General features: G+C 58.4%; 26 protein-coding genes. 13 read left to right on the top strand and 13 right to left on the bottom strand.

All coding sequences use genetic code 11. From position 1 onward, the window contains the following. Positions 1-339: TOBE domain-containing protein (locus tag J7447_RS25270; protein WP_209171318.1), on the top strand; the 339-nt coding region annotated here is incomplete at its 5' end. 37 nt (positions 340-376) lie between these two features. Here J7447_RS25270 and J7447_RS25265 read toward each other — a convergent pair. The 7 genes from J7447_RS25265 to J7447_RS25235 all read right to left on the bottom strand — a co-directional run bounded on the left by J7447_RS25265 (position 377) and on the right by J7447_RS25235 (position 4,340). Beyond that, positions 377-676, bottom strand: a complete 300-nt coding sequence (locus tag J7447_RS25265; RefSeq protein ID WP_209171317.1) for a CcdB family protein — start codon at positions 674-676, stop codon at positions 377-379. Then, positions 676-909, bottom strand: a complete 234-nt coding sequence (locus tag J7447_RS25260; protein ID WP_152507871.1) for a type II toxin-antitoxin system CcdA family antitoxin — start codon at positions 907-909, stop codon at positions 676-678. Before J7447_RS25260 ends, J7447_RS25265 begins: the two co-directional genes overlap by 1 nt. 253 nt (positions 910-1,162) lie before the next feature. Further along, a complete protein-coding gene (locus J7447_RS25255) occupies positions 1,163-1,558 on the bottom strand; it encodes a DoxX family protein (RefSeq protein ID WP_152512312.1) in 396 nt (131 codons plus the stop codon). 11 nt (positions 1,559-1,569) lie between these two features. Continuing rightward, the gene (locus J7447_RS25250; RefSeq protein ID WP_152507872.1) at positions 1,570-2,034 is read right to left on the bottom strand and encodes an SRPBCC family protein; all 465 of its coding nucleotides are present in this window, start codon (positions 2,032-2,034) and stop codon (positions 1,570-1,572) included. Between the two features lie 71 nt (positions 2,035-2,105). After that, positions 2,106-3,359 carry an RNA polymerase sigma factor gene (locus J7447_RS25245; protein ID WP_209171315.1) on the bottom strand — a complete coding sequence of 418 codons (1,254 nt, stop codon included), beginning with the start codon at positions 3,357-3,359 and terminating at the stop codon, positions 2,106-2,108. Continuing rightward, a complete protein-coding gene (locus J7447_RS25240) occupies positions 3,346-3,723 on the bottom strand; it encodes a YciI family protein (protein ID WP_168687652.1) in 378 nt (125 codons plus the stop codon). The genes J7447_RS25245 and J7447_RS25240 overlap by 14 nt, the downstream gene beginning before the upstream one ends. A gap of 95 nt (positions 3,724-3,818) precedes the next feature. Continuing rightward, positions 3,819-4,340 (bottom strand): MarR family transcriptional regulator, encoded by a 522-nt coding sequence (locus J7447_RS25235; protein ID WP_209171314.1) that lies wholly within the window; start codon positions 4,338-4,340, stop codon positions 3,819-3,821. A 117-nt stretch (positions 4,341-4,457) separates the two neighbouring features. Here J7447_RS25235 and J7447_RS25230 point away from each other — a divergent pair, with 117 nt between their 5' ends. Together J7447_RS25230 and J7447_RS25225 are read left to right on the top strand one after the other, a co-directional pair. Continuing rightward, positions 4,458-4,682: a DUF4287 domain-containing protein gene (locus J7447_RS25230; RefSeq protein WP_209171313.1), complete on the top strand. Its 225-nt coding sequence runs from the start codon at positions 4,458-4,460 to the stop codon at positions 4,680-4,682. 579 nt (positions 4,683-5,261) lie between these two features. After that, positions 5,262-5,969, top strand: a complete 708-nt coding sequence (locus tag J7447_RS25225) for a response regulator transcription factor (protein WP_209171312.1) — start codon at positions 5,262-5,264, stop codon at positions 5,967-5,969. Positions 5,970-6,241: 272 nt separating this feature from the next. Here J7447_RS25225 and J7447_RS25220 read toward each other — a convergent pair whose 3' ends face one another. The 6 genes from J7447_RS25220 to J7447_RS25195 all read right to left on the bottom strand — a co-directional run bounded on the left by J7447_RS25220 (position 6,242) and on the right by J7447_RS25195 (position 14,831). After that, positions 6,242-7,330: a fatty acid desaturase gene (locus tag J7447_RS25220; protein ID WP_209171311.1), complete on the bottom strand. Its 1,089-nt coding sequence runs from the start codon at positions 7,328-7,330 to the stop codon at positions 6,242-6,244. Between the two features lie 339 nt (positions 7,331-7,669). Beyond that, the gene (locus J7447_RS25215) at positions 7,670-10,693 is read right to left on the bottom strand and encodes a condensation domain-containing protein (RefSeq protein ID WP_209171310.1); all 3,024 of its coding nucleotides are present in this window, start codon (positions 10,691-10,693) and stop codon (positions 7,670-7,672) included. A gap of 299 nt (positions 10,694-10,992) precedes the next feature. After that, entirely contained in the window at positions 10,993-11,958 is a 966-nt protein-coding gene (locus J7447_RS25210) for an ABC transporter substrate-binding protein (protein WP_209171309.1), read from the bottom strand. A gap of 10 nt (positions 11,959-11,968) precedes the next feature. Continuing rightward, the gene (locus tag J7447_RS25205; RefSeq protein WP_209171334.1) at positions 11,969-13,033 is read right to left on the bottom strand and encodes an iron ABC transporter permease; all 1,065 of its coding nucleotides are present in this window, start codon (positions 13,031-13,033) and stop codon (positions 11,969-11,971) included. Next, positions 13,033-14,007: an iron ABC transporter permease gene (locus J7447_RS25200; RefSeq protein ID WP_209171333.1), complete on the bottom strand. Its 975-nt coding sequence runs from the start codon at positions 14,005-14,007 to the stop codon at positions 13,033-13,035. The genes J7447_RS25205 and J7447_RS25200 overlap by 1 nt, the downstream gene beginning before the upstream one ends. Before the next feature lie 38 nt (positions 14,008-14,045). Then, a complete protein-coding gene (locus tag J7447_RS25195; protein ID WP_286189567.1) occupies positions 14,046-14,831 on the bottom strand; it encodes an ABC transporter ATP-binding protein in 786 nt (261 codons plus the stop codon). 112 nt (positions 14,832-14,943) lie between these two features. Here J7447_RS25195 and J7447_RS25190 point away from each other — a divergent pair, with 112 nt between their 5' ends. From J7447_RS25190 to urtE, 10 genes are all read left to right on the top strand, one after another. After that, positions 14,944-16,251 carry an NtaA/DmoA family FMN-dependent monooxygenase gene (locus J7447_RS25190; RefSeq protein ID WP_209171307.1) on the top strand — a complete coding sequence of 436 codons (1,308 nt, stop codon included), beginning with the start codon at positions 14,944-14,946 and terminating at the stop codon, positions 16,249-16,251. Between the two features lie 483 nt (positions 16,252-16,734). Beyond that, complete coding sequence (locus J7447_RS25185) at positions 16,735-18,051, top strand: cytosine permease (RefSeq protein ID WP_077294379.1); 1,317 nt, start codon at positions 16,735-16,737, stop codon at positions 18,049-18,051. A gap of 57 nt (positions 18,052-18,108) precedes the next feature. After that, the gene (locus J7447_RS25180) at positions 18,109-19,131 is read left to right on the top strand and encodes an alpha/beta fold hydrolase (RefSeq protein WP_209171306.1); all 1,023 of its coding nucleotides are present in this window, start codon (positions 18,109-18,111) and stop codon (positions 19,129-19,131) included. A 65-nt stretch (positions 19,132-19,196) separates the two neighbouring features. Continuing rightward, a complete protein-coding gene (locus J7447_RS25175; protein ID WP_023014441.1) occupies positions 19,197-20,339 on the top strand; it encodes a transporter substrate-binding domain-containing protein in 1,143 nt (380 codons plus the stop codon). 56 nt (positions 20,340-20,395) lie between these two features. Further along, a complete protein-coding gene (locus J7447_RS25170) occupies positions 20,396-21,049 on the top strand; it encodes an ANTAR domain-containing protein (RefSeq protein WP_168687642.1) in 654 nt (217 codons plus the stop codon). A gap of 220 nt (positions 21,050-21,269) precedes the next feature. Then, entirely contained in the window at positions 21,270-22,517 is a 1,248-nt protein-coding gene (locus J7447_RS25165; protein ID WP_023001370.1) for a transporter substrate-binding domain-containing protein, read from the top strand. 80 nt (positions 22,518-22,597) lie between these two features. Next, entirely contained in the window at positions 22,598-23,467 is an 870-nt protein-coding gene (urtB, locus tag J7447_RS25160) for an urea ABC transporter permease subunit UrtB (RefSeq protein WP_209171305.1), read from the top strand. 28 nt (positions 23,468-23,495) lie between these two features. Then, on the top strand, positions 23,496-24,614 hold the full coding sequence (gene urtC, locus J7447_RS25155) for an urea ABC transporter permease subunit UrtC (RefSeq protein ID WP_209171304.1): 1,119 nt from the start codon (positions 23,496-23,498) through the stop codon (positions 24,612-24,614). Then, positions 24,611-25,372 (top strand): urea ABC transporter ATP-binding protein UrtD, encoded by a 762-nt coding sequence (urtD, locus tag J7447_RS25150; protein ID WP_075283434.1) that lies wholly within the window; start codon positions 24,611-24,613, stop codon positions 25,370-25,372. Before urtC ends, urtD begins: the two co-directional genes overlap by 4 nt. Then, positions 25,365-26,060, top strand: coding sequence for an urea ABC transporter ATP-binding subunit UrtE (urtE, locus tag J7447_RS25145; RefSeq protein ID WP_023001366.1), 696 nt, complete (start codon positions 25,365-25,367; stop codon positions 26,058-26,060). The genes urtD and urtE overlap by 8 nt, the downstream gene beginning before the upstream one ends. Positions 26,061-26,093 lie beyond the last annotated feature (33 nt).

Raw genomic sequence — 26,093 nt, 5'->3', positions numbered from 1 at the left:
TTCGCCGGGTTCCTCGGAATGCTGCCGACAAATTTTCTGCCCATAGAAACCTTGCCCTTCTGGTCCGGCAGAACAGGCCTCACCGTCGGCATGCGGCCGGAGCATATGAAGGTACACACCTCGTCCCCGGGCGTTCCCGCAATCCCCGCACGGATTGTCTTTTCGGAGATGACCGGTGCCAATCTGGTCCTGCATTGTGAAAGCGACGTCGGCAGGTTGATCGTGACCGCCCCGCGGCATGACATGACCTCCGGAGGCGAAACCGTCTGGATCGGCTATGACACCGATCAGGCCATCTATTTCGATGCAGCAAGTGAAAGCCGGGTGGAAATGGCTTGAACGGTAAGGCGTCTTTTGAAACAGGTTGAACCTGCAATCAGAAGCCCTGGAACAGGGTGTCCAGCGCGCGGGTAATTTCCGCAAAGTTCTCGTCGAGGCTGCCGATCGGGTCTCCCAACTGGGAAACCGCCACGGCGGCGAGGAATTGGGTCGCCATGACGTATTCCTCGCCCTCCCAGCCGAATGTCGGGTTCAGGTAGGCCGCGGGCGCCGGTGCGCGAGACCTGGGCAAAAGCGGCACGACGACGCGTGTGTTGAGGCTTTCCAGAAGGTCCGCCTGCACATCCAGCACCAGAACGCCGTCCGGTTTCAGCCGGTAGAGCTGATTTCTGGCCATTAAAACAGGCGTCTCGCTTCAAGCGGCAGGCCGTGTTCGTCGACAAAGTCGTTGGAGCTGTTCAGGGCTGCCCTGTTTTCAAGTTTCCACCGTTCCGCGCGGGCTTGTGAAACCGCGCGCCGGATACCTTCTTCGGCTGCCTGGGAAATATTCACGCCCAGTTCCTTCGCCGAACCGACCAGCGTCATGTCAATTGTCAAATTGGTCGCCTTGCGTGCGTGAACGCGTGCCATCGTGTTTCCAAACCATTCATACCCGGTACCCGGATAATAGCGGCACGCTTACGCATTTTCAATGCGCATAATAAATGCGCATTGAAAATTGAGATACTGATGGCCTCGAGAAAGACCTGTCCAACGCGAAGTGCCCTTACTGTCCAGGAAGACGAGTATCCTTTCACGAAGGGTCACTGGGAAGTGGACAAGGCCAGTGAGCGGCAAGAGTTACCTTTGGACAGGTCTTTCTCGATTGATCGGCAGTGTCAGTTCAAGTCCATCCCCGCAACGGGAACAGCCTGCGCAGGTCCGGAGCGCGTAACCACAGGCCACCCCACATGAACAGGCCCAGATAAAGACTGAACAGCACATGGCTGAACAGGGGTGACCCGGCCCGGATCTGGGTTGCCATGGCACCGCCGAGCAGGCCCATCATCAAGATTGCTCCTAACACGCTGGTGCGCGGAATGAGGTAAAGAACAAGGCAGGCCAGTTCGATCAAGCCAATCGGAAATGCGTACCCCGCAGGCCAGCCAAGTTCGGCCAGCGTGTCTTCGGCAACAGGCAGATGGAGCAGCTTCGGCGCAATGGAAGCGCCCAGCATGAACAAGGCGAACAGGCCCGTCAGAATGCGGCCTGCCCATAGCAAGGTGGTCCCGTTACTCATTTCGCGCTCCATCAGATAGACTTGGCAAGTTCTTCAAGCTGCTCGGCAGCCTTGCCCCAGCCTTCGTGAAACCCCATCCGTTCGTGTTCTTCCCTGGCTTCCTTCGTCCAATGCAGAGCCTGAGCGTGGTAACGGGTCCGGCCACCACCCAGATCTTCAAAAGTTACCTCAGCCACCATGAAGGGGCGGCCGGTTGGTTTCCAGCCGGGGTGGAATGCGTCGGTGGTGACCAGACGTTCGTTTGGAACGACTTCCAGAAAGACACCGGTATTTGGAAATTCCTCGCCGTTTGGGCCATGCATGCGACAGGAAAACTCGCCGCCAGGCCGCAGATCGATACGGGCATCGGAGACATACCAGGGCTTGGGACAGAACCACTTTTCAAGCAGTTTCGGCTCCGTCCAGCAACGCCAGAGTTTCTCTCGCGGGGCATCCAGATCAAGGATCAGTTCGAGTGCATGCTGTTGTTCTGACATCTGATTTCGTCCATTGCGCTGTTGTTGATAGCTCAAGGACGAATGAAGAATGGCACGTGCGACAAATGAGTTCAGTTTTTTTCAAGGCCTGTCATCTGGTCGAGCTGTTGGCGAATATGAGCGGCTTCCGCAACAGTCCCAGCAAGTGAAATGGCCTGATCAAATGCGCAGCGTGCCTCGCTTGTCCGCCCCAGTTGCTTGAGCAGTGCCCCACGCGCGCCATGATAATAGAAATATCCGCTAAGTTTGACTGCGAGCGGTTCGATCATCTGCAACGCAGCCTCGGCCCCTTCCGTTTTCGACACCGCAACGGCACGGTTGAGTGTGACAACGGGAGATGGCGAGCGACGCTCGAGCGCGGCGTATAGCTGTTCGATCTCTTTCCAGTCGGTGTCTTCCGGTGTCGCGGCACGCGCATGCAGAGCAGCGATTGCCGCCTGTATCTGATAGGGCCCCGGTCCGCGGCGGAGCATCGCCTTGTCTATGAGGACAAGGGCTTCGGCTATCATGGGCCGGTTCCATCGTGATCTGTCCTGATCTTCCAGGAGGACCAACAGGCCGTTTGCGTCAACTCGTGTCTCTTGACGGGAATGCTGCAACAGCATGAGCGCAAGCAGTCCCATGAGTTCCGGGTCGGAGGGAAACATCCGCAGCAGCAGCCTGGCCAGGCGAATACCCTCGTGGCACAGACCCGAGCGCTCGCCAGCCGGATCAGGGTCGCTGTAGCCTTCGCTAAAGACGAGATATATCATCGCGGATACAGCCGCCAGGCGGTTTGCCCGCTCTGCCTGATCCGGTGTCTCGAACGGCACGCCAGCGTCGGCTATCGTCGCCTTTGCACGGGTGATCCGCTGCCGCATCGCGTGTTCGCCGACCAGAAATGCCCGGGCGATGTCACCAACCGGAATGCCGGATACGATGCGCAATGCAAGCGCGACCTGCTGGGTTGCCGGCAGATCCGGATGACAGCAGATAAACAGAAGGCGCAGGATGTCATCACGGTAGTCCGCCGTGTCGAGCCGTTCAACCAGGTCCGGTTCGGCATCCTCCACGTTCGACAGAACGTCTTCGGGGGGCAGGCTGGAGGTCCTTGCCTCGCGTTTCAGCACGTCCAGCGTCAGATTGCGGCCGACGGTGATCAGCCATCCTTCCACGTTTCGCGGGGGTCCGTTGTCCGGCCAGTTTTTCAAGGCGCGCAGGCAGGCTTCCTGAAAGGCTTCTTCGGCCAGATCCAAATCACGAAAATACCGGAGCAATGCGGCCATCACCCGTGGCCGCGAGGCAGTCAATTTGCTGTCAATCCATGTGAGATCAGGCGGTTGCATTGTCGGTGTCAGTCGTGGTTCCCGGGTGGAAGCTCTTGACCGGCCTCAGTTCATAGGCTCCACCGGGGTTGGCTTCGGTAAGGTCTCTGGCAAAGTCCAGGGCCTGCTGCTGATCCTCAACCTCGACCAGATAAAAGCCGAGCAGCTGTTCCTTGGTCTCCGCATAGGGGCCATCGGTAACGAGATTTTCCTTCTTGTGGAGGGTAGAGGCCGTATTGGTGGGCATGAGGCGGGCAGCCAGCTCATACTGATCAGCCCACTTCTCGTGGACGACCTGCAGCCGTTTCATGACAGCGGCGTCTTCCTCGTCACTCCACGCGGAGGTGACCTCTTCATCATTATAGCAAAGCAGCATGTACAACATGAAAAACGGTTCCATAGTTACAAGGACGGTTCTGACATTCGAATTGCGACATTACGGATAGTTTTTTGGCAAGAGCAGTAAGGCTGTTCGGCCTTTCAGCTCTTGCGACCGCCTTCCGATCCTTCCAGAGCCTTCGTCAACTTCCCCAACAATGCCGAAAGCGTGCGCTGCTCCTCATCTGTGAGGCAGTCGATCAATCGGGCTTCGTGAGCCATGTCTTCCTTGAAAGCGAACCGGATGAGGTTCATCCCCTTCTTGGATAGGCGGACGGGCGAGCTCCGGCCGTCTGCAAGGTCCTTTGGCCTTTCGATCAATCCGGCCCTTTCCAGGCGAGCCAGAATGCCGGTTAGCCCTCCTGAGGTGAGCATCAGGGAATTGAACAGTTCCGTGGGGCGAAGCTGGTAAGGTGATCCGGAGCGCAGCAGCGTCGATAGAACATCGAATTCCCGGCTATCGAGGCCGTGTCTTGAGAAAATGGCCTCGATGCCCGGCCGGGCCAAATGGGTGATCACTCGTGCGCGGCCAAGGATTGCCATGCCGCGTGTATCAACCTCCGGCAACTCCAGCTCCCATTGCCGGCGTCGGCGTTCAACGTGATCCGTATCGTTTTTGCTCATTCTCGATTTTATCTTGCGTGCGAGACAATTCAGTTTATCTTTCGCGCAAGATAAATCAACCCGGCGACGTCAGGTGCTTGGTCTCGGGCGTCGCATACATCACGAAAGGAGAGTGCGGTGGCTGAAAAAGATCAGGTCGCCAAGGTGAAGGGGCCGGCGTCGTACTTTCCGTCTATCGAAAAGAAATACGGCAAGCCTATCGGCGAGTGGCAAGCTCTCGTGCGCGCTCAGGCCGGAAAGAAGCACATGGAAATTGTCGACTTTCTGAAAACAGAGCACGGGCTTGGGCACGGACATGCAAATGCGATCGTCGCGGCCACGCTCGCTGAAGACAAGAAGTGATCGATTGCTTGAGTGGCGATGGGCCTGTTTTCAAGTGCGCGCCACTAAAGACGAGATCGCCTCCGCCACCCAGGATGTCGCCAGCGGAACGACAGGCAAAAGCCGGTCAGTCTTCACCGATTTGTTTGTTTGCTGGTTGTGCTTCTCACGCATTTTAAGTGCCACGCGGAAGTAGGTAAGACTTTAGCGTTTAAGTGGCGGTTTGAAGATATATTGCCAGTTGAATTCTCCGGCTAAATAATTGCCTGGCGAAGCGTTTGGTCATAATCAAAACCTACATGAAAAAATCAATGAAACTGAGGTGATTTCGACTGTAATTGCATTAAATATTTTCATCCGTATCGGGTGTTGCTTTCGGTGAAGGCTTTTGTATTCAGAATAAAAAGAAGAAGTCGCGGCGATGATATCTGTGCGATTAGATATAATGATTTATGTCACTGATTTTTTCCCCGGTGTAGACTAATTGCCCTAAAATGTTGGCTGGAATTTAAAGCCCATTGATCCTTTTTAGCCGAGTCATGACCTGAAATTCCTTTACGTAATCAATAGAGCTGGTCATGGTCCTTCGGGAGACGTTCAATGTCCAAGCATTTGCGTTACTTATTTTTTATAGGTGCCAGGGACAAATTGCCGAAACCCTTGGAAAATTCATTGGTTCGGGAACTGCCGGGTCTCGTTGTGCAGGTTTCAACTGACTGGGATGTGCTGGTTGAAAAGGCCGAACAGGAAGGGATTTTGCCTTCTCTGATCCTGGTTGATGAAGCCTTTGCCGCCACGAATGCTGATTTGTTGCAAGTGTTCCAGGACACGTATCCCAATGCCATCCTGTGTCTAACCTTTAACGGTGAGTACACGTCCAGGCTGCACATTCGAAAATGTCTGAAAACCGGTATCATCAATAACGTCATACCCATGAACCTCCGGCTGGATCTTTGGCTCTATGCGATCCAGATCATGCTGCATGGTGGTTCCTACATGCCGCCGGATCTTGTCGAACTTCTCGAGATCGACGGGAGCATGCAGCTGGAAAAGGCGCGCAAGGCGACTGCTGCCAGCGGCTTGTCCGGGGTGCACATCGTAAGTTCGCTGACACCCCGAGAGCGGGAAGTGTTGGAGTTGATCGCACGAGGGCAGCAAAACAAGCATATTGCTGCAAATCTCTCGCTGTCGGAGCACACGATCAAACTTCACATTCACCACATCATTTCGAAGATGGGCGTATCAAACAGGACTGAAGCAGCCGCCGCATATCTTCAGATACATCGATCCGCCGGCGGTAACGTTTAGGCTGCAATTCGAAAACTCTGCCAACGACCGGGAGTGGTCCAATCTGCTGAATGTAAATTGGTAGAAACAAGTCTATGGATGCAGCCGAGCCACTGGTGTGAAGATTTTTGAGAATTGTATCTATACTTATGGTTATTTCATTTAGATACAACTTGCCTCATGCTGCGGTTGTCCCGCCGCATTGAGCGCGCGGTCGCGGTGTCCGTCACGCCTCGTTGTTTCATGTTCCTTTTTCAGGGCGCTCTGGGCGGGCTCTGCCGCTTCGAAGCCGGTCAGGCCGGGGCGGCCAGTCTTGCTAGCCGCTCATCGCGGAAGGAAACAAGACGCCTTGCGTTTTCATCCCACAGGACCAGCTTCACGCAGCCAAGGCTTTGACGCAAAGTGAGCCGGCTGACATTGCGCAGTTCCGGATGTTCCTTGAGGACTTCAGATAGCCGGTAGAAGGGAATTTTGGGAGACAGGTGGTGCACGTGGTGGATGCCGATATTCCCGGAGAACCAGCGCAACAGGGGCGGCAGGTCGTAGTGTGAACTGCCTTCAAGCGCGGCATGCTGGAAATCCCAGTCACTTTCTTCAGACCAATGGGTCTCTTCGAACTGGTGCTGGATATAGAAGAGCCAAACGCCGGCGCTGGCTGCCATCAAAGTGATCGGGACCTGCACAAGGAAAAACGTGCTTGCGCCGACCAGCCAGATCATGAGCGCAAACGGTGCCGCGATCCCGAGATTTGTGGCAATTGTCGACACCCAGGGCTGCATTCCGGCGCGCATCAGGCCATAGGGAAGCCGGTATTGGGCGACGAACAGCCATGCCGGTCCCAGGCCGAACATGACGACCGGATGCCGATAGAGCCAGTAGCGCAGGCGGCCCCAGCGGGACAGGGCTCTGTATTCGCGCACGGTCAGCGTATCGACGTCACCGACGCCGCGGCGGTCGAGGTTTCCTGCGGAGGCATGATGGATGGCGTGAGTTCGGCGCCAGTAATCGTAAGGGGTAAAGGTAAGTACCCCGATGACCCGGCCGATCCAGTCGTTCATGCTGCGCCGGGCGTACAAGTTCCCATGGCCGCAATCGTGCTGCAGGATGAAAAGCCGGACCAGAAACCCAGCCGCCGGGACCGTCAGGATCAATCCGAACCAGTAGCCGTGTAAGACGAGTGTCGCGGTAATTCCCCACAGTGCAATGAAGGGGAGGACTGTGATCGCAATCTCGAAACTGCTGCGGCGCGCACTGATGTTCCGGAATTTGGCAAGAGCTGCGATCCAGGACCGGCTCTGGCGATCGGCAGTCGGATTTTTCAGCGACGAATTTTCAGAGCCGTGGCGGAGCTCGGCCGCGGTATTATTAGAGGTTACGGTCATTCATGCGGCCTTCCACGCAGTATTCCGGAGTTTGATCGTTTCTCCAGGAATGACGTCCGTGGATATCGAGCAGCTATTAAACCGACGTTGCCGGTCAAGTTGGTCTGCAGGTTTTCTGCCGCATCTACAATCATATTTTTGCATTTACGGAAAACTATTCAGAAAAATCGACGGAAGATCCGCCGATTATCAAATTCATTTCAGAAATTCGGCGTCTCGCGCCAGTGTGAAACGGAAGTCAGTCCAGCCCGATGCGGTCAGCGGTTTCAGGAGCTGTGCCTGACACTGGGGACCTTCGGGCCGTCAGCCCGAAGGTGTTTTTCCGATGATGTGGGAAGGTCAGGTCCCGGCCAGTTGGGAAATTTTCATGTTCGAGGCATCTCCACGCGAGAATTGCGTGAACATTGACATGACGGACGCGCGGATTGCGTCTACCTGCGCAGGCGAATAGCGCCTGGCCTGGTAGCTCATCAGCACGCGGATGGCGCGGTTGCCGTCGATGACCTCTTCCATCACTTCAAATTGCAGTCCGAGATGGGATTCATGCTTGTCCGGGTCGACCTGGCGAAACGCGATGGTACCGCCATCCGGCGCTGGCAGGTTGCCGTTCAACTTGTTTTGCGCATGGATCTGAATGAACACATCGAACAGGTGGTCCATTCCAGGCGTCATGCCAAGGGCATCTTCCACAAGGTCGATCGGTATGTCGGTAAAGGGCATCGATCCGTTGATCATGTCCTTGATGTTGCCGATCAGGGTACCAACAGTCGGATCGTTTCCGAAGCGAACCCGGTGGGCGACGACAGTGGTGAAGTAGCCGATCGTGTCGAAATAGTCGGGGTCCGTACGCCCCGCGGCAGAGGTGCCGATCACCAGATCGGACAATTCCCCAAGGGCCTGAAGCGCGGCGGAAATCGCGCCATAGACGACGTTGAAAAGGGAAGCGCTGTTTTCCTTGGCAACGGCATAAAGCCCCTCGGAAACGTCGCTCTCCAGCCGCATTTCAACCCAGCCGCCTGCGACCGAACTATCGTCAGTGGCGGGTTCATCGAGGAGTTTGGGGTCGTTGGTGAAGAGAACCAGTTCCCTGGGTGCATCACCGAGCATGTCCGTCCAGAAGGCAAGGTGCCGGGCATTGACGCCCGACTGCACCTGCTTGCGGGCAAACTCGTGAAAAGGTGCTGGTTCGTCCGGCCACTCGGGCGCAACGCCAAGGCTGCGTGCGCGGTAGGCCTCAACCAGTTCGTCCATCATCAGGTTGACGGACCATTCGTCGAGCGCGAGGTGGTGGAACAGGAACGAGAGCACTTGCCGACCTGTTTCCGGATCGGTGAGAAACCGCAACCTGACCGGCAATTCCTTTGCAAGGTCGAAGCAATAAATGGCTTCGGCATTGCGGTCCGCACCGGTGCTTTCCGCGCTGGTCCAGAACCATTTGTAGGTCGCCAGTTCCTCAACGGGAACAACCTTCTGCAAGACATCACCTTCCTCCGTTTCGAAGTAGAGAGTCCTGAGGGCAGCATGCCGTTTCATCAGGTCACCAAAGGCGGCCTCGAAAACGATTTCGTCCACGGGGTCGAGAAAATCCAGGGCAAACGGCAAGTTGAAAATCTCGCGGTATCCAAGCGCGGAATAGATCTTCCAGAGCGACATCTGCGCAAGAGCAAGAGGTGTGGCAGCGTCGCTCGCCTTCCCGTTTCTGATCTCGACGTTGTGGTTTCCGGCGCTTTCGCCGGCGCCATCGACCAGTGTTGCGTGCCGGGCAAGACCTGCTGCTGTCGGGTTGCCGAAAAGATCGTTGAAACGAACCTCTATGCCATGATCATGAAGCAGGCGGCCGATGATCCGGGTGGCAACCAGCGAATGTCCGCCGAAGTCGAAAAAGTCGTCGTCTGGTGCGAGATCTGCAACAGCGAGCGCATCCCGAAACTCTTGCAGGATGGCTGCCTGAATGGCCGTCACGTCGAGGGAAGTTCCTTGTCCTGCGTGGAGAGGAGCGTCAGAAACACGGGCACTTTCGCTCTGGAGAAGCTGCTGGCTCACCGCGATTGAAAGAACCTCCGGGTTCCGGAGATAACCGGAAAACAGATCCAGCACCAAACTGCCGGCATGTCGCCTGATCCTCTGTCCCGTGACCAGTTCAAGAATTGCCCTGCCTTCTGTGTCAAAGCCCACTGCCAGCTCGAAATCGGGGCGCGCTTCATACGTCGGCAGGGGTATCCGGTCGAAGTCGAGTGTGTCTGTCGGGACGATGGTTTTCGGATCGGCGAGCCGATGGATCCAGACCTTTGGAAGGTCTGCTGCCAGTGCGTTGTTGTCGTGTTTTGCCGATCTGGAAATCGCATTCAGATGAGACAGAACCTGCCGTTCACCCTCTTCAGGAGCCATGTCCCGTCCAACCGAAACAGCAAAACTGTCCGAACGGGCAAATCCGCCGCAAGGGTCAGTCAGGCTGTCTGTCTGCCGTGCCGGGAAAATGGCTTCGATCCGTTCGTGACCGCCGAGCTTGCACAGGAATTGCGCGAAACGAACTCCAACCTCTGCCAGCAATGTGGTGTGGTCCGAAGAAGAGTAATCCTGGTCATGATGGAGGACAGGTTCGAGCAAGGTTCCGAACCTCCGCGCGAGCCGGTCACCCGTTGGCAGAAGACCAGGTGTTCCGTTGAAATCGATAACGGCCGTATCAGCCAATCCTTCGCCCCGTCGCAACCAGGTGACCGGCGCAAGGCCGGGAAAATCAGGCTCGAATTGCTTCACTTGACGCAGCGCCGGTGCAGCAATGACCTTGCTGTCATAGGCTGCCACAAGACTTCTCAGGACATCTTCCGGTGAACAGACCTCCTCGAGAATGCGGTGCATGAGCAGGCCCAGGATCACCTCTTGACCGCAGAGGATCAGCAACACCTTGAAAGGGGGTTCGGCTTCGCTGTCCCAATGTGCTTTCTGGGCGGCCAGGGCAAGCGAAACGGCTTCCTGCTGGTTTTCAGCTTTGATGATTTCAAGTGTTCCGTCCGGCCCGTGCGAGAGGGACTTCACGAGCTCTCCCTCGTCACTGAAGCGATAGCGCATCGCCAGCTCGGGAAGGGCTTCGACCAATGCGTCCACGGCGCGGGCGAGGCGTGCGATATCGGGTGTGCCACCGAGCCGGTAGGTCTGGGCATGTCGCAGCACCTTGTCCGGATCTTGCTGTTGCGCCAGCCACACCCGTTCCTGATGCTGCGTTACGGTGTGCGGCTCTCGGCCTTTTTCCGGCAAACGGCCAGCCGGGACGGCAGGCTGGGTTGACCCGTCCAGGGATTTGAGTTCCGCGTCGAAACGCTCGAACTCGGTTGCTGTCAACAGGCGGTCGAAACCTCCGGTCATGTCAGTCTCCCGATACTCATGTGTCGTGCTGATTGCTTGCCTTGGGAGCTCGTCCGCAGCCATTCGGGCCGACGACGCGGGGGCTCACTGAGTAAGCGGATATGAGTTGCATTTGTTAGCAGGCACAGCCAGCGGGAGCAATTAAACTTGTATCAAATACTCATGTTTTTTGAGTCCGGGTATCCAGGTGGGCCGGATATGATTTCTGGACGGGAGAAGGCAAGACACCCGGGCAAGCACTGGGTGTACCGCCCGGGCGTGTTCGATGCAGAAAACCGATAGACGGAGCAGCTCCGGTTTTACTGCGTCGTCTCGTTCCAGCCTGCGATCGCGTCCAGCATGTGTTCCGCGCTTGCAACACTCGGCGTGATCACCTTGGCGGGGTCGACGAACAGGATTCGGTTTTCCCTGGCCGGTTTCATGAATTGATCCCAACCGGGAACAATCTTGCTCAGCGAAGCACGGGTTCCGGCCTCGTCGCGGCCGCCGGCCATGTAGCTGTTGAGCAGGACAAGAACATCAGGATCGAGCTTGCCGAATTCCTCCGCACTCAACGGCATGAGCATCATGGAGCCGCCTGCCGGAGAGGCGCCACTCGGCGCGCCGACATCCAGACGGCTGTATCCGAGGTCTTCCAGTGCCTGAACCATGCCGGAGGAATCGCCCACAACATTGAGCTGGTCGGTCAGAAAAACGGGAAGGTAGGTCCTGCCGGCAGGATCGAAGGGCAGTTTGGTTCGCAGATCTTCCACGCGCTTTTCATAGGCCGCCTTGCGGGCGGCAAAGACATCTTCCCGGCCGACGAGAGCTGCCAGGTCTTCCTCGACATCAAAACCGTAGACCTTCGAGCTGCCGACATTCTGCAGATAGACCGGCGCGACAGTGGCCAGTTGATCGGCTTTGCCGGCATCCAGTTCGCTCGCGACGATCAGATCAGGTTCCAGCGCTCTCAGTTTTTCAAGATCGAGCTGTCCGACGGGGCCGAAACCCTTTGGTTTCGTTTTGCCTTCGCCGAGAACGGTGTCGATGAAGTCTACCGCGATAACGAAGCTGGCGTCGTCCGCCCGGCCGAAGCTGCCGGTAAGATCGAGGCCGAGATCCATCAGCGGGATGCCGAGCAACGGCTCGTGCATGACGACGATATGTTCGGGCTGCTCCGGGATCGTGACCTTCCGGCCCGTGTCGTCGGTGACGGTGCGCTCGGCAGCAAGGACCGGACTTGTCGCCAGTAGGGCTGCGATTGCGCAGGAGACGAGAAAACGCATGAAGATCCTTTCAGTGTGACTGGAGTTTGCGCAGCGCCTGCAGACGCAGCGCGATGATGAAGAGCGGCACGCCGACCATGGTCAGGCCGAGGCCGAGAGGCATTGGCAGGGAGCCGCCAAGCCCGCGTGTCAGTGCATCGGCTATCAGGACGAGGATCCCGCCCATCAAGGCGGACAGGAAAAGCCGCGCCCGGGCGACGGCCGGTGAAAGGAAGCCGGCGATGTGAGGTGCCAGCACGCCGAGAAAGACCAGGGGCCCAACCGCCGTCACGGCAGCGGAGCTCAGCACAACGGCAGTGAGCAGGATCAACGGGCGTGAACGGCCAACAGGTTCGCCCAATGCCATCGCCATTTCGCTGCCCAGGTCATATGTGGCCATGGCAGGGCCGAGAACGAAGATTGCCACGAGGCTGAGACCGAACAACGGCGCAAAGGCGGCGATGACTGTCCAGTTGGCCTGGAACAGCGAGCCGGCCAGCCACTCGGAAAGGGCGATGGAGGTCTCGGTCGGCAGATACAGGATGAGCAGCGATCCGAAGGAGGACAGGACAGTCTCGATTGCTATCCCCATCAGGACGATGGAAAGACCGCTGGATCGCTCGCTGCCCACAAGCCATAAAAGCAGACCGGCAACCGTCAGCCCACCGGCGAGCGCAGCAAGAACCACAAGGCTCTTGGGAGCCGCCGGCAGGAAGACCAGCAGCAACATGATCATCGTCATCGACCCCTGGCTGAAGCCGAAAAGTCCCGGGTCAGCCAGCGGGTTCCTGGCAACCGACTGCAGCATTGCCCCGGCAAGTGCAACCGCCCAGCCGACCATGAACCCGAGCAGGATCCGCGGCAGGCGGACCGTCCAGAGGGCATAGTTCTCCGCACCCGGCAAACTTTCACCGGCAAGCGTTCGGAAAAGATCGGCTAGCCCGGTGTCCGTCAGCCCGAGGCCGGTGGCAAGAGCTGCAAGTGCAAGCGCAGCAGCCACAAGACAGGCTCCGGCAAGCAGATTGCCGGTCCTCATCTGAAGTCCGCCGGCCAGACGCAGCACCCGTTTGCCGTCGATTGCTCTACCGCCTCTGATCATGAGGCCTCCCGGCTGCCGGGGGAGAGATAGAAGCGTTTGACGATCACGATGAATACGATGCCACCGATCAGATCCGTAACCAGGCCGGTGTTCACGACGTAGGGGTAAAAGGCTTCCCGTGCGATGAGGTCCGCAGCCAGACCGACAATCGCGCCCACGATCAGGGAGGCCGGCAGGGCGTGAACAAGATTGTTGCCCATGAAGGGGCGCACGATATGCGGCACGACCAGCCCGACAAAGCCGATCGGACCGCACACCGCAACCGCGGAGCCGGACCCGAGAACGGCTGCTCCGATGGCGAGACGTGAGACAAGAGGAACGTTGACACCGGTAGAGGCGGCCTTGTCGGCGCCCAGCAGGATCAGGGTCAGCGGCCGGGCAAACAGCAGCAGGATTGCGACGGAAAGGGCCCCGATCCACCAGAACATGGCAAGGCGATCGATATAGACGTGGTTGATGTTGCCGGTAACCCAACTCAGGAAATCGGCTCGCCGGGCCGGGTCGGACAACAGCAAGGCGTTGGTCATGCCGGTGAACAGTATGGAAACCAGGGCGCCGGACAGAATAAGAGACAATCCGCGCGGGTCGTTCCGGCGCCCTGCGAGCCGGGCAACTGCAAGGCTGGAAAGAAAACCGGCAAGTGCTCCGGCAAGCGCCGCAATGCCCTGCAGCTCGGCACCAGCACCGAATAGCAGTGCACTGGCAACGAGAAAGAGAGCCGCACCTGAATTGACGCCCAGTGTGGCAGGGGAGGCCAAGGGATTGCGCACCAGGCTCTGCAGGACGAAGCCGCTGGCCGCGGCAATGCCGCCGGCGTAAATCGCAATCAGGGTGCGCGGCAACCGCTGGAAGAGAAGGACCGCTTCTTCGTAACTTTGAGCTTCGAAACGCTGGAGCGCGGCAATCAGGTTCGGCAGATCGGCCGCGTGGAAACCGAAGAACAAATGCACCACCAGTACGATGACAAGCATTGCAAGGATGAGCAGAAGGTAGAGACTACGCCGGTCCATCAGGCTACCGATGCGTGCCCAATGCGCTCCGGGAAGCAGACGAGGCGCCCATCGCGCGGAAAGATCTGGGTCCTGAGACCGAAGACCTGTTCGATGTTGTCACTGGTGACCGTGTCCGCGACCGGTCCTGCCGTAATGCACCGGCCAGACTGCATCAGCACGACCTCGTCGGCGAAGGCGGTGGTCAGGTTCAGGTCGTGCAGAACGGCAATCACCGTCTTGCCGTGGGTTTCGATCAGCTCCCTGACAAGTTCGAGAACGGCGAACTGGTATTTCATGTCCAGATGATTGACTGGCTCGTCCATCAGGATGACATCGGTATCCTGTGCCAGAACCATTGCGATCCAGGCGCGCTGACGCTGACCACCGGACAGTTTGTTCACGGGAAAGCCGGCCCGGTCGCTCAGGCCGACAGTCTCCAGAACCTGTTTGAAGAGATCACGATCCTGCGCCGACGGACCGCCCGTCAACGAATACCGCGAATAGCCGGCAAGCTCGATCAGCTCGCCAAGTGTCATGTAATCCGGGCAGAAGCAATCCTGAGGCAGATAGGCAATCCGGCGGGCAAGAGCTTTCCGGTCGATGCCATGGAGAGGTGCGCCTTCCAGCAGAATGTCGCCGGCGCTGATCGGCAGGAAGCTCATGATGGCTTTCAACAGGCTGGACTTGCCGCACCCGTTCGGCCCGACGATCGCCGTAAGCCGGCCTTTGCTGAACCGGACGGAGACATCACTGAGCACATTCAAGGGTCCGTAAGCCGCGCTTACGTGTCTTGTCTCCAGCAATTTCGACCTCTTGACCTTCTGCAATGCAGAAGTCTTTATACTATCCGAAACGAGCCAGCAAACCCAAAGCCAGCCCTCCAACTCGTTTCCAATCCAATCAAGAGCGGATTTGATGACCCCCTCAAAGAAATTGCATATCGGCATGTCGCTCGCCCCGACATGGCTCAGCGGCGACGCGTGGCGTCGTGCGGACAGTGGCGTGGAAGGCCTTTACGGCAGTGATTTTTATCTCGACGTCGCACTGCGCGCGGAGCAGGCCAAACTGGACTTTGCGTTTCTGCCGGACTCGCTGTTTCTGAACACCGGGCTGCTGGCATCCGGCACCGGGTTTGCCAGCCTTGACCCGACATTGCTGCTGGCCTCGATCGCGGGCGAGACGTCGAAGATCGGGCTCTTGTCGACAGCGTCGACGACCTTCTTTCCACCCTATATCGTCGCCCGGCAGATCCAGTCGCTGAACTGGCTCAGCAACGGACGGGCCGGCTGGAACATCGTCACCGCGCTGGACGGCAACGCGAATTTCGGCCTGTCCGAAATGCCGAGCCCGGAGGAACGCTACGCACGGGCCGCCGAATTTACCGAAGTTGTCCGGCTGCTTTGGGAGAGCTTTCCTTATGAAGCTCTCAAACTCGACAGGGAAAGCGGGCTGTTCGCCGATGCGGAACTCGTCAAACCGGTCGACCACGAAGGTTCGTTCTTCAACGTGAAGGGTCCGCTCAACTTGCCGCGCTTCGGCAAGACACGGATACCGCTTGTGCAGGCAGGGGCATCGGGCGCAGGCCGTGACTTTGCCTCTTCGGTGGCGGACGCGATCTTCGCCTCGACACCGGACAAGGCTGCAGCCATGGACTTGCGGGCCGATTTGCGCAAACGGGCCGAACAGCGCGGACGAAAGGGTGACGATATCCGGGTTTTGCCGGGGTTGAGCCTTTACCTTGCGCCGACCAGGGCGGAGGCAGAGGAGCTCTTTGCCGAAACCAACGCACGCGTGAGCCGCGACCGGTGCCTGGCAACAGTTCTGGAAATGACCGGGCTCGATCTTTGCGACTGGCCGGCAGAACGACAGGTGAAAGCCACGGACCTGCCCCCGCCACCGGAAACGGTGCGCAGCCGCACCCATTCGCAACTTCTGCGGCGGATGATCGAGCGGGACGAACCGGCCGTCGAAGACCTGTTGCGCCGGCCGGAAGTTATCGGCTCGGCCCACTGGCTCGTCGTCGGCACACCTTCCGATGCGGTTGCACAAATCAAGGATTGGGCGGCGGCAGGTGCGATCGACGGTTTCGTCGCCTTTCCGGGTGGATCTCTGGACGCGGTGCGCCTGCTCCTGGAACAGGTGGTTCCTGCATTGGGTGATCTGGGCCTTTTCCGGAAGGACTATTCAGGCTCGACCTTCTTCGAGCATCTGACCCAGGAATAGGCATCGAGACAAACGCAGAAGCGCGACACGGCAGGCGGACTAGGCAGTTGCAGAGGCCGAGGTTGCGCCATTTTCGAAAACCGGTGTCGGGGCTTGGCGAAAGAAAATTCCAACCCCTGACATCGCGAAACAGCAGCCCGAATAGAGTGCTTTGATGTTTGTCTGACGGGCGCTTATGCGATGAATGTTCCGTAATTAATTGAAATTAATAAGAAAAATCTTTTAGGTGGCTGGTCAAAAATTCGGCAGAAGCCGTGTGCCGATTTTGTTGACAGAAGTAAAACCTCTCGATAACGTTTCAATCTCCAAGTGATTGGAACGTGGCAACGGGGCCACTTTAAAATTCGCAGGCGAAAAGGCCTCTCTATGTCTTCGGAAACGAAGCTGTAGGGAGGCCTTTTCTTTTGCGCTCAGCGATGTGCCGCGAGAGAAACCCCGAACAACTGCCGGGGCGCGGCAGAACAATAAAAATGAGGGGTAAAAATGAGCAAGTTACACGGCGAGGCGGAAGCCTTGGACGAAGTGGATCATGTTCTCGGAGAAGAATATGAACACACGCCGGTCCCGATGTCGGCCCGCAGGAGCACCTTTTCGGTCACGACCGTCTGGATCGGTTTTCCAATGATCATCACCGGCGCCATGACCGGGTCCCTCCTGGTTCTGGGCATGGGCTTCACAAATGCGGTCTGGGCCATGCTCCTGGGCAACCTGATCATGTTTGCCTATGTCGGCCTGCTGGGAGTTCTGGGCACGCGCAGGGGCATGAATTTCGCACTTCTCGCCAGCGTGGTCTTCGGACGGAAGGGATACATGCTTGCCTCCGGCCTGCTGTCGACCTTGCTGCTCGGCTGGTACGCTGTGCAAACCGGCATCACGGGATCCTTGATCAGCTCGGCCTACGAGCTGAACTATGTCGCGATGACCGTGATCGCCGGCCTGCTTTACATCGGCATCACCTTCGTCGGCGTACACGGGCTTCACCTGATCGGGCTGGTGTCGGTGCCCTTGTTCGTGCTGCTTGGCGGCTGGGTGGTTGCCGACAGCCTGTCGACGACAAGCTGGGCGGAAATCGCGGCTTATCCCGGCAACAACGGCGCGGCGACCATGTCGATGGGTGTCGGACTGACAGTGGTCATCGCCCTGTTCATCGATGCCGGGACAGTGACGGCGGACTTCAACCGTTGGGCAAAGGATACCAAGGCATCCGTCATCGCAACGTTCAGCGCCTTTCCGTTCGCCAACATGTGCGCCATGCTGGTCGGAGGGATCATGACGGCAGCCCTTGCGGTTCCCGATGCCAATCCCTTCGGCACGGACAACATGTTCGGCTACATGAACGGCAAGCAGCTGACCTTTCTCAGTGTCCTTGCCTTCCTCTTTCTCTACTGCAATCTCGGCTCTGTCTGCGCTCATTGCCTTTACAATGCCGCAACCGGCTGGTCGCGTATTCTCAACAGTCGCATGCGGTTGATGGCGGTTGTCCTGGGTGTCATCGGCATCGTCATTGCCGCCGGCAACGTCTGGGCGTTCTTCATTCAGTGGCTTTCCCTGCTCGGCATCCTGGTTCCGCCGATCGGCGCGATCATTCTGGTCGACCAGTATCTGCAGCGCCGCAACGCCACGATCGACCGTGACTGGCGCCCAACCGCATTCGCTGCCTGGGCGGCAGGTTCCATCGTTGCGGTGATCGTCGAGTTCTATGCGCCGCAGTTTTCGACGGCAATTTCCGCAGGGCTTGCCGGTGGGGTTGCCTACCTCCTGTTCAACCGGATGCCAGAGGCCGCAAGGGCCGGTGCCTGACCCATTTCCGGCGGCTTAGGCCGCCGGACAATACCAGAAACCAGAGGATAGCCTTCCATGGCGGACTACGAAATTTACGAACTGGGCGACTTCACCTTTCAGAGTGGCGCAACGCTTCGCGAGTGCAAGCTCGCCTACAAGACCTTCGGCAAGCTCAATGCGGCCAAGGACAACGTCATCGTTTACCCGACCTGGTATTCCGGCCAGCACGTCGACAACGAATGGTTGGTCGGCAAGGGCATGGCGCTGGATCCCGATGAGTATTTCATCGTGATTCCGAACATGTTCGGCAACGGCTTGTCATCATCGCCGTCCAACACGCCCGAGCCCTACAACGCGGCGCGGTTTCCGAAAGTGACTGCCTATGACAACGTCCGCGCACAGCACCAACTCATGACACAGAAGTTCGGTGTCGAGCGCATCAAGATGGTCACGGGCTGGTCCATGGGGGCCCTGCAGACCTTCCACTGGGGCGCGATGTATCCCGACATGGTCGAGAGGATCGTACCGTTTTGCGGGTCCGCCAAATGCTCCCGGCACAACTTCGTGTTCCTGGAAGGGGTGAAAGCGGCCTTGACAGCCGATGCCGCCTTTTTGGAAGGCTGGTACGAGAAGAAGCCGGAACGAGGGCTTCGGGCGATGGCGCGTGTCTATGCCGGTTGGGGGTTCTCGCAATCCTTCTATCGGGAAGAACTCGACCTGAAGACGCTTGGATATTCCTCGCTGGAGGATTTCCTGGTTGCGTTCTGGGAGGGATTTTTCCTTCCCAAGGACGCCAACAACCTGCTGGCCATGCTCTGGACCTGGCAGAATGGCGATATCAGCGCCAACGACATCTACCATGGCGATTACAAGAAGGCGCTGGGGGCAATACAATCGAAGGCATATGTGATGCCCGGCCGAACGGATCTATACTTCCCGCCGGAAGACAGCGAAATCGAAGTCGCGAACATGCCGAATGCGACGTTGATTCCGATTGAATCCATATGGGGACATTTTGCAGGTGGGCCGGGCACCAGCCTGGCTGATGTGGCGTTTCTGGACGGGAAGCTGAAGGAAATACTTGCGGGTAGTGCCTGACAGGCAAGGCCAGCCCGGCCGGCCGCTTTGGCGGCCGGCGCAGGACTGAAAGGGGAGAGTTTGGGTTGACCAGTTCATGCAAAACTTCCGAACCGTGGCGCGTCGGTGTGCTGTTCTCGCAGTCCGGCTACATGTCGGTGATCGAGGAAACCCAGTTGCGCGGGACGTTGACGGCGATCGATGAAATCAATGATAGCGGCGGGATCAACGGACGGCCCATCGAGCCGATTATCTATGACCCGGGTTCGGACTCGCGCAACTACGGGCTTCTTGCAAAGAAGCTTATGGTCGAGGACGGCTGCAGCACGATATTCGGCTGTTACACCTCGTCCAGCCGCAAGGCCGTTCTGCCCGTGGTTGAGCGACTGAACGGCCTGTTGTGGTATCCGACGCTTTACGAAGGCTTCGAGTTTTCCTCCAACGTGATCTACACGGGAGCAACACCCAACCAGAACAGTGTCCAGCTGTGCCGGATCCTGATGGAGCTCTACGGAACGCGGTTCTATTTCGTGGGGTCGGACTACATCTATCCGCGCGAATCCAATCGCATCATGCGGGAGCTGATCCGCAACAATGGCGGCAGTGTCGTCGGCGAGAGTTATGTCCGGCTGGGAGCGGACAGAAATTCCTTCGTACCGATCATGCGCGAAATCCGGCAGGTGCAGCCGGACGTGATCTTTTCCACGGTGGTCGGCAACACGACCACATATCTCTATCAGGCCTATGCCGATCTCGGCATCGACCCGAGAGTGATGCCGATCGCCAGCCTGACGACCACCGAGGCCGAGATCCGGGCGATGGGATATGATGTCGGAGACGGCCATCTGACCGCCGCTTCCTATTTCCAGGGTGTCGGCAACGACCGCAATGCGACCTTCATCGACCGTTACAAGAAGCGCTACGGCGAGGACGAGCCGACCAACATGTGTCTGGAGGCGTCCTATTTCCAGGTGAATGTCTTCGCCAAGACCCTTGCCGAGACCAACTCCATGGACACCTCGATGATCCGCCAGTCGGTCATGGGATCGGAATTCGATGCCCCGCAGGGCGAAGTTTCCATCAACCCCGTGTGGGGCCATGCCGACCTGTGGACCCGCATCGGCCGCGCGAACCGCAGCGGCCAGTTCGATATCGTTTTTGAATCGCCCTCCAGCGTGAAGGCGGATCCTTACTTGATTGGGTACGGCCGATGCCTCGAATACAGCTGACACAAACCTCCCGAAGAACCTGGACAAACAAGCAGACAACCGGGGAGACACTGGAAATGGACACAACCGCGGCGGCCAAGACCAAGCGTCCGCTTTCGCAACGAACGTCGGCAGCGGCTGCCATGCGCAAGAACGCCACCGCGACAACTCCGCATCAGAACCTCAGGATCGTAGTAATCGTCGAACCCGATGCGGATGGCGAACGCTTGATCCGGGAGTTGCAGCGCCTGCGTTGCGAGGTGCGCCATATCTGGCCGATCCCGCCGCAGTTGCCTGTCGATTGCGATCTTGTGTTCTGCACGCTGGTCGAGGACATGCCCAAACGTATCCCCTGGTTGCCGGGAGAGCCGGAAGCCGGTCTGGTGTTGGTGGATCGCGGTGTCAGCAATCTGGATCTCAAGCTGATCCATAATTGCGCCGCCCATGGCGTGCTGCACTATCCGGTCGTCCAGCGCGCGGTCCAGACTTGTGTCGCTCTGGCGCGCGAGCACTTTCTTTACGAGCGTCGACTAAGAAACCGGATCGATAAACTTGATGAAAATCTCAGAACAATGCGCCTTGTTGAGCGTGCAAAGTCTCTGTTGGTTCGCGTCAAGAATGTAAGCGAAGAGGAAGCTTACAACTATTTGCGCCGACAGGCGATGGAACGGCGTGTAACTATTGGCGCAGTTGCAAATGCGATAATTGACTCGCACGAACTTCTTAGCTAATCTTTCAGAGTTATTCGTGGCAACGGCGCCACGTACATCCGGGTAAAAGAGCCCCACGGTTTTCGTCTTGGCGGAACGTGGGGTTTTTTGTTGTCTGAAATTCAGACATTTCCCTCAGCGGCACCATAGCCGCGTTCACAAAAATCAGAGGCGACGATGCCCCGAACGAGCTGCCGCAAGGCAGGGCGGACGGGGCTTTTTTTGTTTATGGAGCAGCAACGTGAAAACCAACAGGCGCAATTTTCTTCTCGGGTCGGCGGCTTTCGGGGCAGCCGGTCTCGGCACCTTCCCGCATATCTGGAGCAAGAACAGCGGGCTGGCGCGCGCCGCCGGCGGCCAGATCAAGGTGGGGGTTCTGTTTTCCCTGACCGGGACGACTGCGATTATCGAAGAGTCGCTCAACAAGGCGACGATCATGGCGATCGAGGAAATCAACGCCGCCGGCGGTGTCAACGGCATGGAGATCGTTCCGGTGGTTGAGGACCCGGCTTCTGATCCGGCGACTTTCGCGGAAAAGGCGCGCAAGCTTGTCCTCCAGGACAAATGCGTTTCGGTCTTCGGCTCCTATACCTCGGCCAGCCGGAAGGCCGTGCTGCCCGTGTTCGAAAAGCGGGACAATCTCTATTGGTATCCGACCCTCTACGAGGGCCGCGAATGCTCGAAGAATGTCATTTACACAGGCGCTGTTCCCAATCAGCAGCAGGACGAGTTCGTGCCCTGGCTGGTGAAGAATTTCGGCAAGCGCTGGTACCTGATCGGGTCGAATTACATCTATCCGAAGGAAGAGAACAACTACTGCAAGAAGCTGCTGGCCGAACTTGGAGCCGAGGTGGTTCATGAGGAATATGTGCCGCTTGGCCATTCGGAATTCTCGTCCGTCATCAACAAGCTGAAGGCGGAAAAGCCGGATGTGATCTTCTCGACTGTGGTCGGCGATTCCGTTGTCGCCCTGCACCGGCAATATCATGCGGCCGGTCTCGACCCGGAAAAGATGCCGATGGCCAGCCTGACCACCTCGGAAAACGAAGTGGCGGCGATGGGCGGTGCCGCTGCCGCGGGACATTTTACCTCCGCACCATATTTCATGGTCTGGGATTCACCGGAAAACCAGAAATTCGTCGAGGCCTACAAATCCCGCTGGGGCGGCGACAAGGTTACACATTTCGTCTCCGAGCCGTCCTATTTCCAGGTGCATCTGTTCAAGCAGGCCGTCGAGAAACTGTCGCCGGACGATATCGATCCCACCACCATCCGCGAGGCCGTCAAGGGCGAGCAGTTCAACGCGCCGCAGGGACTGGTCAAGATCGAGGGCGAGAACCTTCATACCTGGCTGAGACCGAAGATCGGCCAGTGCAAGTCGGATGGCCAGTTCGAGATCCTGCAACAATCCGCCGACTGGCTCGAGCCCATTCCCTACAAGGCCTACGACGGCCAGGTCTGCACCGCTGACGGTCTGAAGAGCAGCTGACGCGCGCAATCGGGCGGTGTGTCGTCACGCCGCCCGGCTTTTCCGTGACCTGATGTTTTCCAGACCTTGAAGGCTTGCAGATGGAACTTGTCATCTCCCAACTCCTGACCGGTCTCAGTATCGCTTCGATCCTGATGCTGGTCGCCCTTGGCCTCGCCGTCATCTACGGCGTGACCGGGGTCATCAATCTCGCGCATGGCGAATTCGTCATGCTGGGCGCCTATTGCGCCTGGTTCCTGCAGTCCCAGCTTGGCATGGGATTGCTGGAAAGCCTGATCCCGATCTTTTTCATTCTTGCGGTGTTCGGTTGGGCCGTGGAAGCCCTGGTCATCCGCCATCTCTACGACCGGCCGCTCGACACCATCCTGGCGACCTGGGGTATTGGCGTGATGGCGCAGCAGGCGATCCGGCTGATTGCCGGTGGTGAGCTGCGTTATGTCGAGATCCCGGCGTTCCTCAATGGCAGCGTGTCCCTGTTTGGCGCGAGCGAGTCCGCCTACCGGCTGTTCATCCTCGGTCTTGCGCTTGTCCTCTTCGGGCTCACCTGGGTCATCTACCGGCGCACCAGCTTCGGGCTGAAACTGCGCGCGATTACCCAGAACCGGGAGATCGCCTCCAGCTTCGGCATCAATTCCGCCCGCATCTACCGGTCGACCTTCGCCTATGGCGCCGGCATCGCCGGTCTCGCCGGTGCGCTCGTGTCGCCGCTGAAGAGCGTCTCTCCGGAAATGGGGACGACCTACGTTGTCGACGCCTTCATGGTGGTTGTCCTTGGTGGTGCCCAGAGCCTGCTCGGCACTGTCGCAAGCTCCGGGATCCTGGGTGAACTTTCGGGTTTCCTGGCCTTCCACAGCAACGACACCCTGGCCAAGGCGCTGGTCCTGCTGGCGATCGTCATCCTCATCCGCTTTCGGCCCGAAGGCCTGTTCTCGACCCGTGTGCGCTCGTGATCACGGCCGGAAAAAGGATCGCAATTCAATGAACCTGACTGGAAAATCAACAGCACGGCTGGTGCTCTATCTGGCGTTCTGTGCAGCCATCTTGCTCGTGCCGTCCGTGCTGGACGATGCGTTTCTCCTGAACAAATATTCCCGCTACCTGGTCTTCGCCATCCTGGCAGTCTCGCTCAGCCTCTCCTGGGGCTACGCCGGAATTCTCAATCTCGGCCAGGCAGCCACCTTTGGCCTGGGGTCCTATGCCATGGCCATGGGCCTCAAGCTTCGCACCGTGCCGGTACATACCGGCAGCGAAGGGCTTCCGGACTTCATGGTCTGGAACAATGTCACCGAACTGCCCTGGTTCTGGGCGCCGTTTCACTCCATGACCTTCGCCATTCTGGCGGGCCTCCTGATCCCTGCCGCCTTTGCTGCGCTGCTCGGCTGGTTCATGTTTCGCGGGCGCATCACCGGTGTCTATGCGTCTATCATCACGCTGGCCGTTCTGGTGGTGGTCAATCTCCTGATCATCGATCAGCAGCGCTACACCGGCGGCTTCAACGGCATCACGGATCTCGCCCAGTTCGAGGTGGCCGGTTTCTTCTTCGACGCCTATTCCGCGACAACCTATTACCTTGTCGCGCTGTGCCTGTGTGTCGTGCTGCTCCTGTCGCTCGCGGTTACCCGCAGCAAGACCGGCATGATCCTGCAAGCGATCCGGGATCAGGAAAACCGGGTCCGCTTCTTCGGCTACGACGTCGCGCTCTATCAGATCTTCGTCTTCTCGCTGTCGGCCGGCATCGCCGGTCTGGCAGGCATGCTCTACACGATCGTGATGGAATTCGCCTCGCCGACATTCCTGAGCGTGCCGCTCAGCCTTTCCGTGGTGATCTGGGTCGCCGTGGGCGGCCGGCAGAGCCTTCTGGGGGCTGCCATAGGAGCCCTGATCGTGACCGGCGTCCAGGGTGCCCTGTCGGAATCCGAAGTCTTCCTGGAAAGCTGGATGCTGATCATGGGGGGGCTGTTCGTCCTCGCTGTCCTGTTTCTGCCGAAAGGCATTGCAGGTGCCGTCTCGATGGCCGTCGACCGGCTGCCCTTTTTCGCCGGCAGCGCCAGGAAATCCGCGAGCAATGTCATGAAAACCACGGAGGCGGCGTCATGAAGACGGCAACCGATCACCTCAGCCTTCGGGACGTCAGTGTGTCCTTCGGCGGTTTCCAGGCGATCTCAGGACTGTCGCTGGATGTGAACAGCGGCGAACTGCGTTGCCTGATCGGACCGAACGGTGCTGGCAAGACCACGGCGCTCGACCTGATCTGCGGCAAGACCCGTGTGACCTCCGGCGAGATCCGCTTCAAGGGCGAGGCGATCCATACCTTGAAGGAATATCAGATCGCCCGCGTCGGTATCGGACGCAAGTTCCAGGTGCCGAGTGTCTTCCGCGAACTGACCGTTCGGGAAAACCTGAATATCGGTCAATCACGAAACACCGGCGTTCTGGCCAACCTCGTGCGTTTCGGTGCAAGTCACGACGACGAGGAAATCGAACGTCTTGCGGTTCTGGTCGGCCTTCAGGACGATCTCGATCTTGCTGCCGGACATCTGTCTCACGGTCAGACGCAATGGCTGGAGATCGCGCTGATCCTGGCCCAGAACCCGACACTCATCCTGATGGACGAGCCGACAGCAGGCATGACCGCGCAGGAAACCGGCAAGACGGCCGAGCTGTTCAACAGGCTGCGGGGCGAGCACACGCTGATTGTCGTCGAGCACGACATGGGATTCGTGCGCGACATCGCTGAAACCATTTCGGTCATGCACCAGGGCAAGCTGCTTGCCGAAGGTTCGCTGGAGGAAGTCTCCAGCGACCCGCGGGTGAAGGAAGCATATCTTGGAACGAAGGAGGCCGGCCATGCTTGAGCTGAACGGTCTCGATGGTTTCTACGGCCGAAGCCGTGCGCTCCAGTCCGTTTCCATGGACATTGACGAGGGTGATTTTTTCTCCGTTCTCGGCCGCAATGGCGTGGGCAAGACGACGCTTCTTCGCAGTGTCCTCGGGTTGATGAGCCGCACGTCCGGTTCGGTCAAGCTGGACGGAATGGAATTGAACAGCCTGCCGACGCACGCAAGAGCGCTCGCCGGCATCGGCTATGTCCCGCAAGGCCGCGGCATCCTGCCGGCCTTCACCGTGCGCGAGAACCTGATGATCGGCACCTTTGCCGCCCAGTCGGGGCAGGGTGAGATCGCCGACTGGGTGCTGGAGCTGTTTCCGATCCTGAAGGAGTTCCTGAACAGGCGGGGCGGCAACCTTTCCGGAGGTCAGCAGCAGCAGCTTGCAATCGGTCGGGCGCTTCTTTCCCAGCCCAAGGTGCTTCTGCTCGATGAACCGACGGAAGGCATCCAGCCCAACATCGTCGAGCAGATCGAGGATGTCCTGATCGACCTGAACCGAACCAGGGGCCTCACCATCGTTCTGGTGGAGCAGAACCTCACTTTCGCACGCCGGGCCTCGAACCGGTTCGCGATCCTCGACCGCGGCACCGTCGCGGTCACTTCCGGCATTGCCCAACTGTCCGACGACCTTGTCCACGAACACCTCGTGGTCTGAGGCGCGGCAACCCGTTCCTAGAAGGAGGAATTG

Origin of the sequence: Labrenzia sp. R5_0 (assembly GCF_017743835.1) — a bacterium.
Lineage (GTDB): Bacteria > Pseudomonadota > Alphaproteobacteria > Rhizobiales > Stappiaceae > Roseibium > Roseibium algicola.
The sequence above is the reverse complement of the archived record's forward strand: the minus strand, read 5'-3'. Positions and strand labels throughout refer to the sequence as shown.

Excerpts from the sequence above, each read along its gene's own strand:
- J7447_RS25215 (WP_209171310.1), bottom strand. The coding sequence starts at position 10,693 with ATGACCGGAGGTTTCGACCGCCTGTTGACAGCAACCGAGTTCGAGCGT.
- J7447_RS25235 (WP_209171314.1), bottom strand. The coding sequence starts at position 4,340 with ATGAGCAAAAACGATACGGATCACGTTGAACGCCGACGCCGGCAATGG.
- J7447_RS25170 (WP_168687642.1), top strand. The coding sequence starts at position 20,396 with ATGGACACAACCGCGGCGGCCAAGACCAAGCGTCCGCTTTCGCAACGA.
- J7447_RS25250 (WP_152507872.1), bottom strand. The coding sequence starts at position 2,034 with ATGTCAGAACAACAGCATGCACTCGAACTGATCCTTGATCTGGATGCC.
- urtE (WP_023001366.1), top strand. The coding sequence starts at position 25,365 with ATGCTTGAGCTGAACGGTCTCGATGGTTTCTACGGCCGAAGCCGTGCG.
- J7447_RS25190 (WP_209171307.1), top strand. The coding sequence starts at position 14,944 with ATGACCCCCTCAAAGAAATTGCATATCGGCATGTCGCTCGCCCCGACA.
- J7447_RS25185 (WP_077294379.1), top strand. The coding sequence starts at position 16,735 with ATGAGCAAGTTACACGGCGAGGCGGAAGCCTTGGACGAAGTGGATCAT.
- J7447_RS25260 (WP_152507871.1), bottom strand. The coding sequence starts at position 909 with ATGGCACGCGTTCACGCACGCAAGGCGACCAATTTGACAATTGACATG.
- J7447_RS25210 (WP_209171309.1), bottom strand. The coding sequence starts at position 11,958 with ATGCGTTTTCTCGTCTCCTGCGCAATCGCAGCCCTACTGGCGACAAGT.
- J7447_RS25240 (WP_168687652.1), bottom strand. The coding sequence starts at position 3,723 with ATGTTGTACATGCTGCTTTGCTATAATGATGAAGAGGTCACCTCCGCG.
- J7447_RS25225 (WP_209171312.1), top strand. The coding sequence starts at position 5,262 with ATGTCCAAGCATTTGCGTTACTTATTTTTTATAGGTGCCAGGGACAAA.
- urtD (WP_075283434.1), top strand. The coding sequence starts at position 24,611 with ATGAAGACGGCAACCGATCACCTCAGCCTTCGGGACGTCAGTGTGTCC.
- urtC (WP_209171304.1), top strand. The coding sequence starts at position 23,496 with ATGAACCTGACTGGAAAATCAACAGCACGGCTGGTGCTCTATCTGGCG.
- J7447_RS25200 (WP_209171333.1), bottom strand. The coding sequence starts at position 14,007 with ATGCTTGTCATCGTACTGGTGGTGCATTTGTTCTTCGGTTTCCACGCG.
- urtB (WP_209171305.1), top strand. The coding sequence starts at position 22,598 with ATGGAACTTGTCATCTCCCAACTCCTGACCGGTCTCAGTATCGCTTCG.
- J7447_RS25245 (WP_209171315.1), bottom strand. The coding sequence starts at position 3,359 with ATGCAACCGCCTGATCTCACATGGATTGACAGCAAATTGACTGCCTCG.
- J7447_RS25255 (WP_152512312.1), bottom strand. The coding sequence starts at position 1,558 with ATGAGTAACGGGACCACCTTGCTATGGGCAGGCCGCATTCTGACGGGC.
- J7447_RS25265 (WP_209171317.1), bottom strand. The coding sequence starts at position 676 with ATGGCCAGAAATCAGCTCTACCGGCTGAAACCGGACGGCGTTCTGGTG.
- J7447_RS25180 (WP_209171306.1), top strand. The coding sequence starts at position 18,109 with ATGGCGGACTACGAAATTTACGAACTGGGCGACTTCACCTTTCAGAGT.
- J7447_RS25220 (WP_209171311.1), bottom strand. The coding sequence starts at position 7,330 with ATGACCGTAACCTCTAATAATACCGCGGCCGAGCTCCGCCACGGCTCT.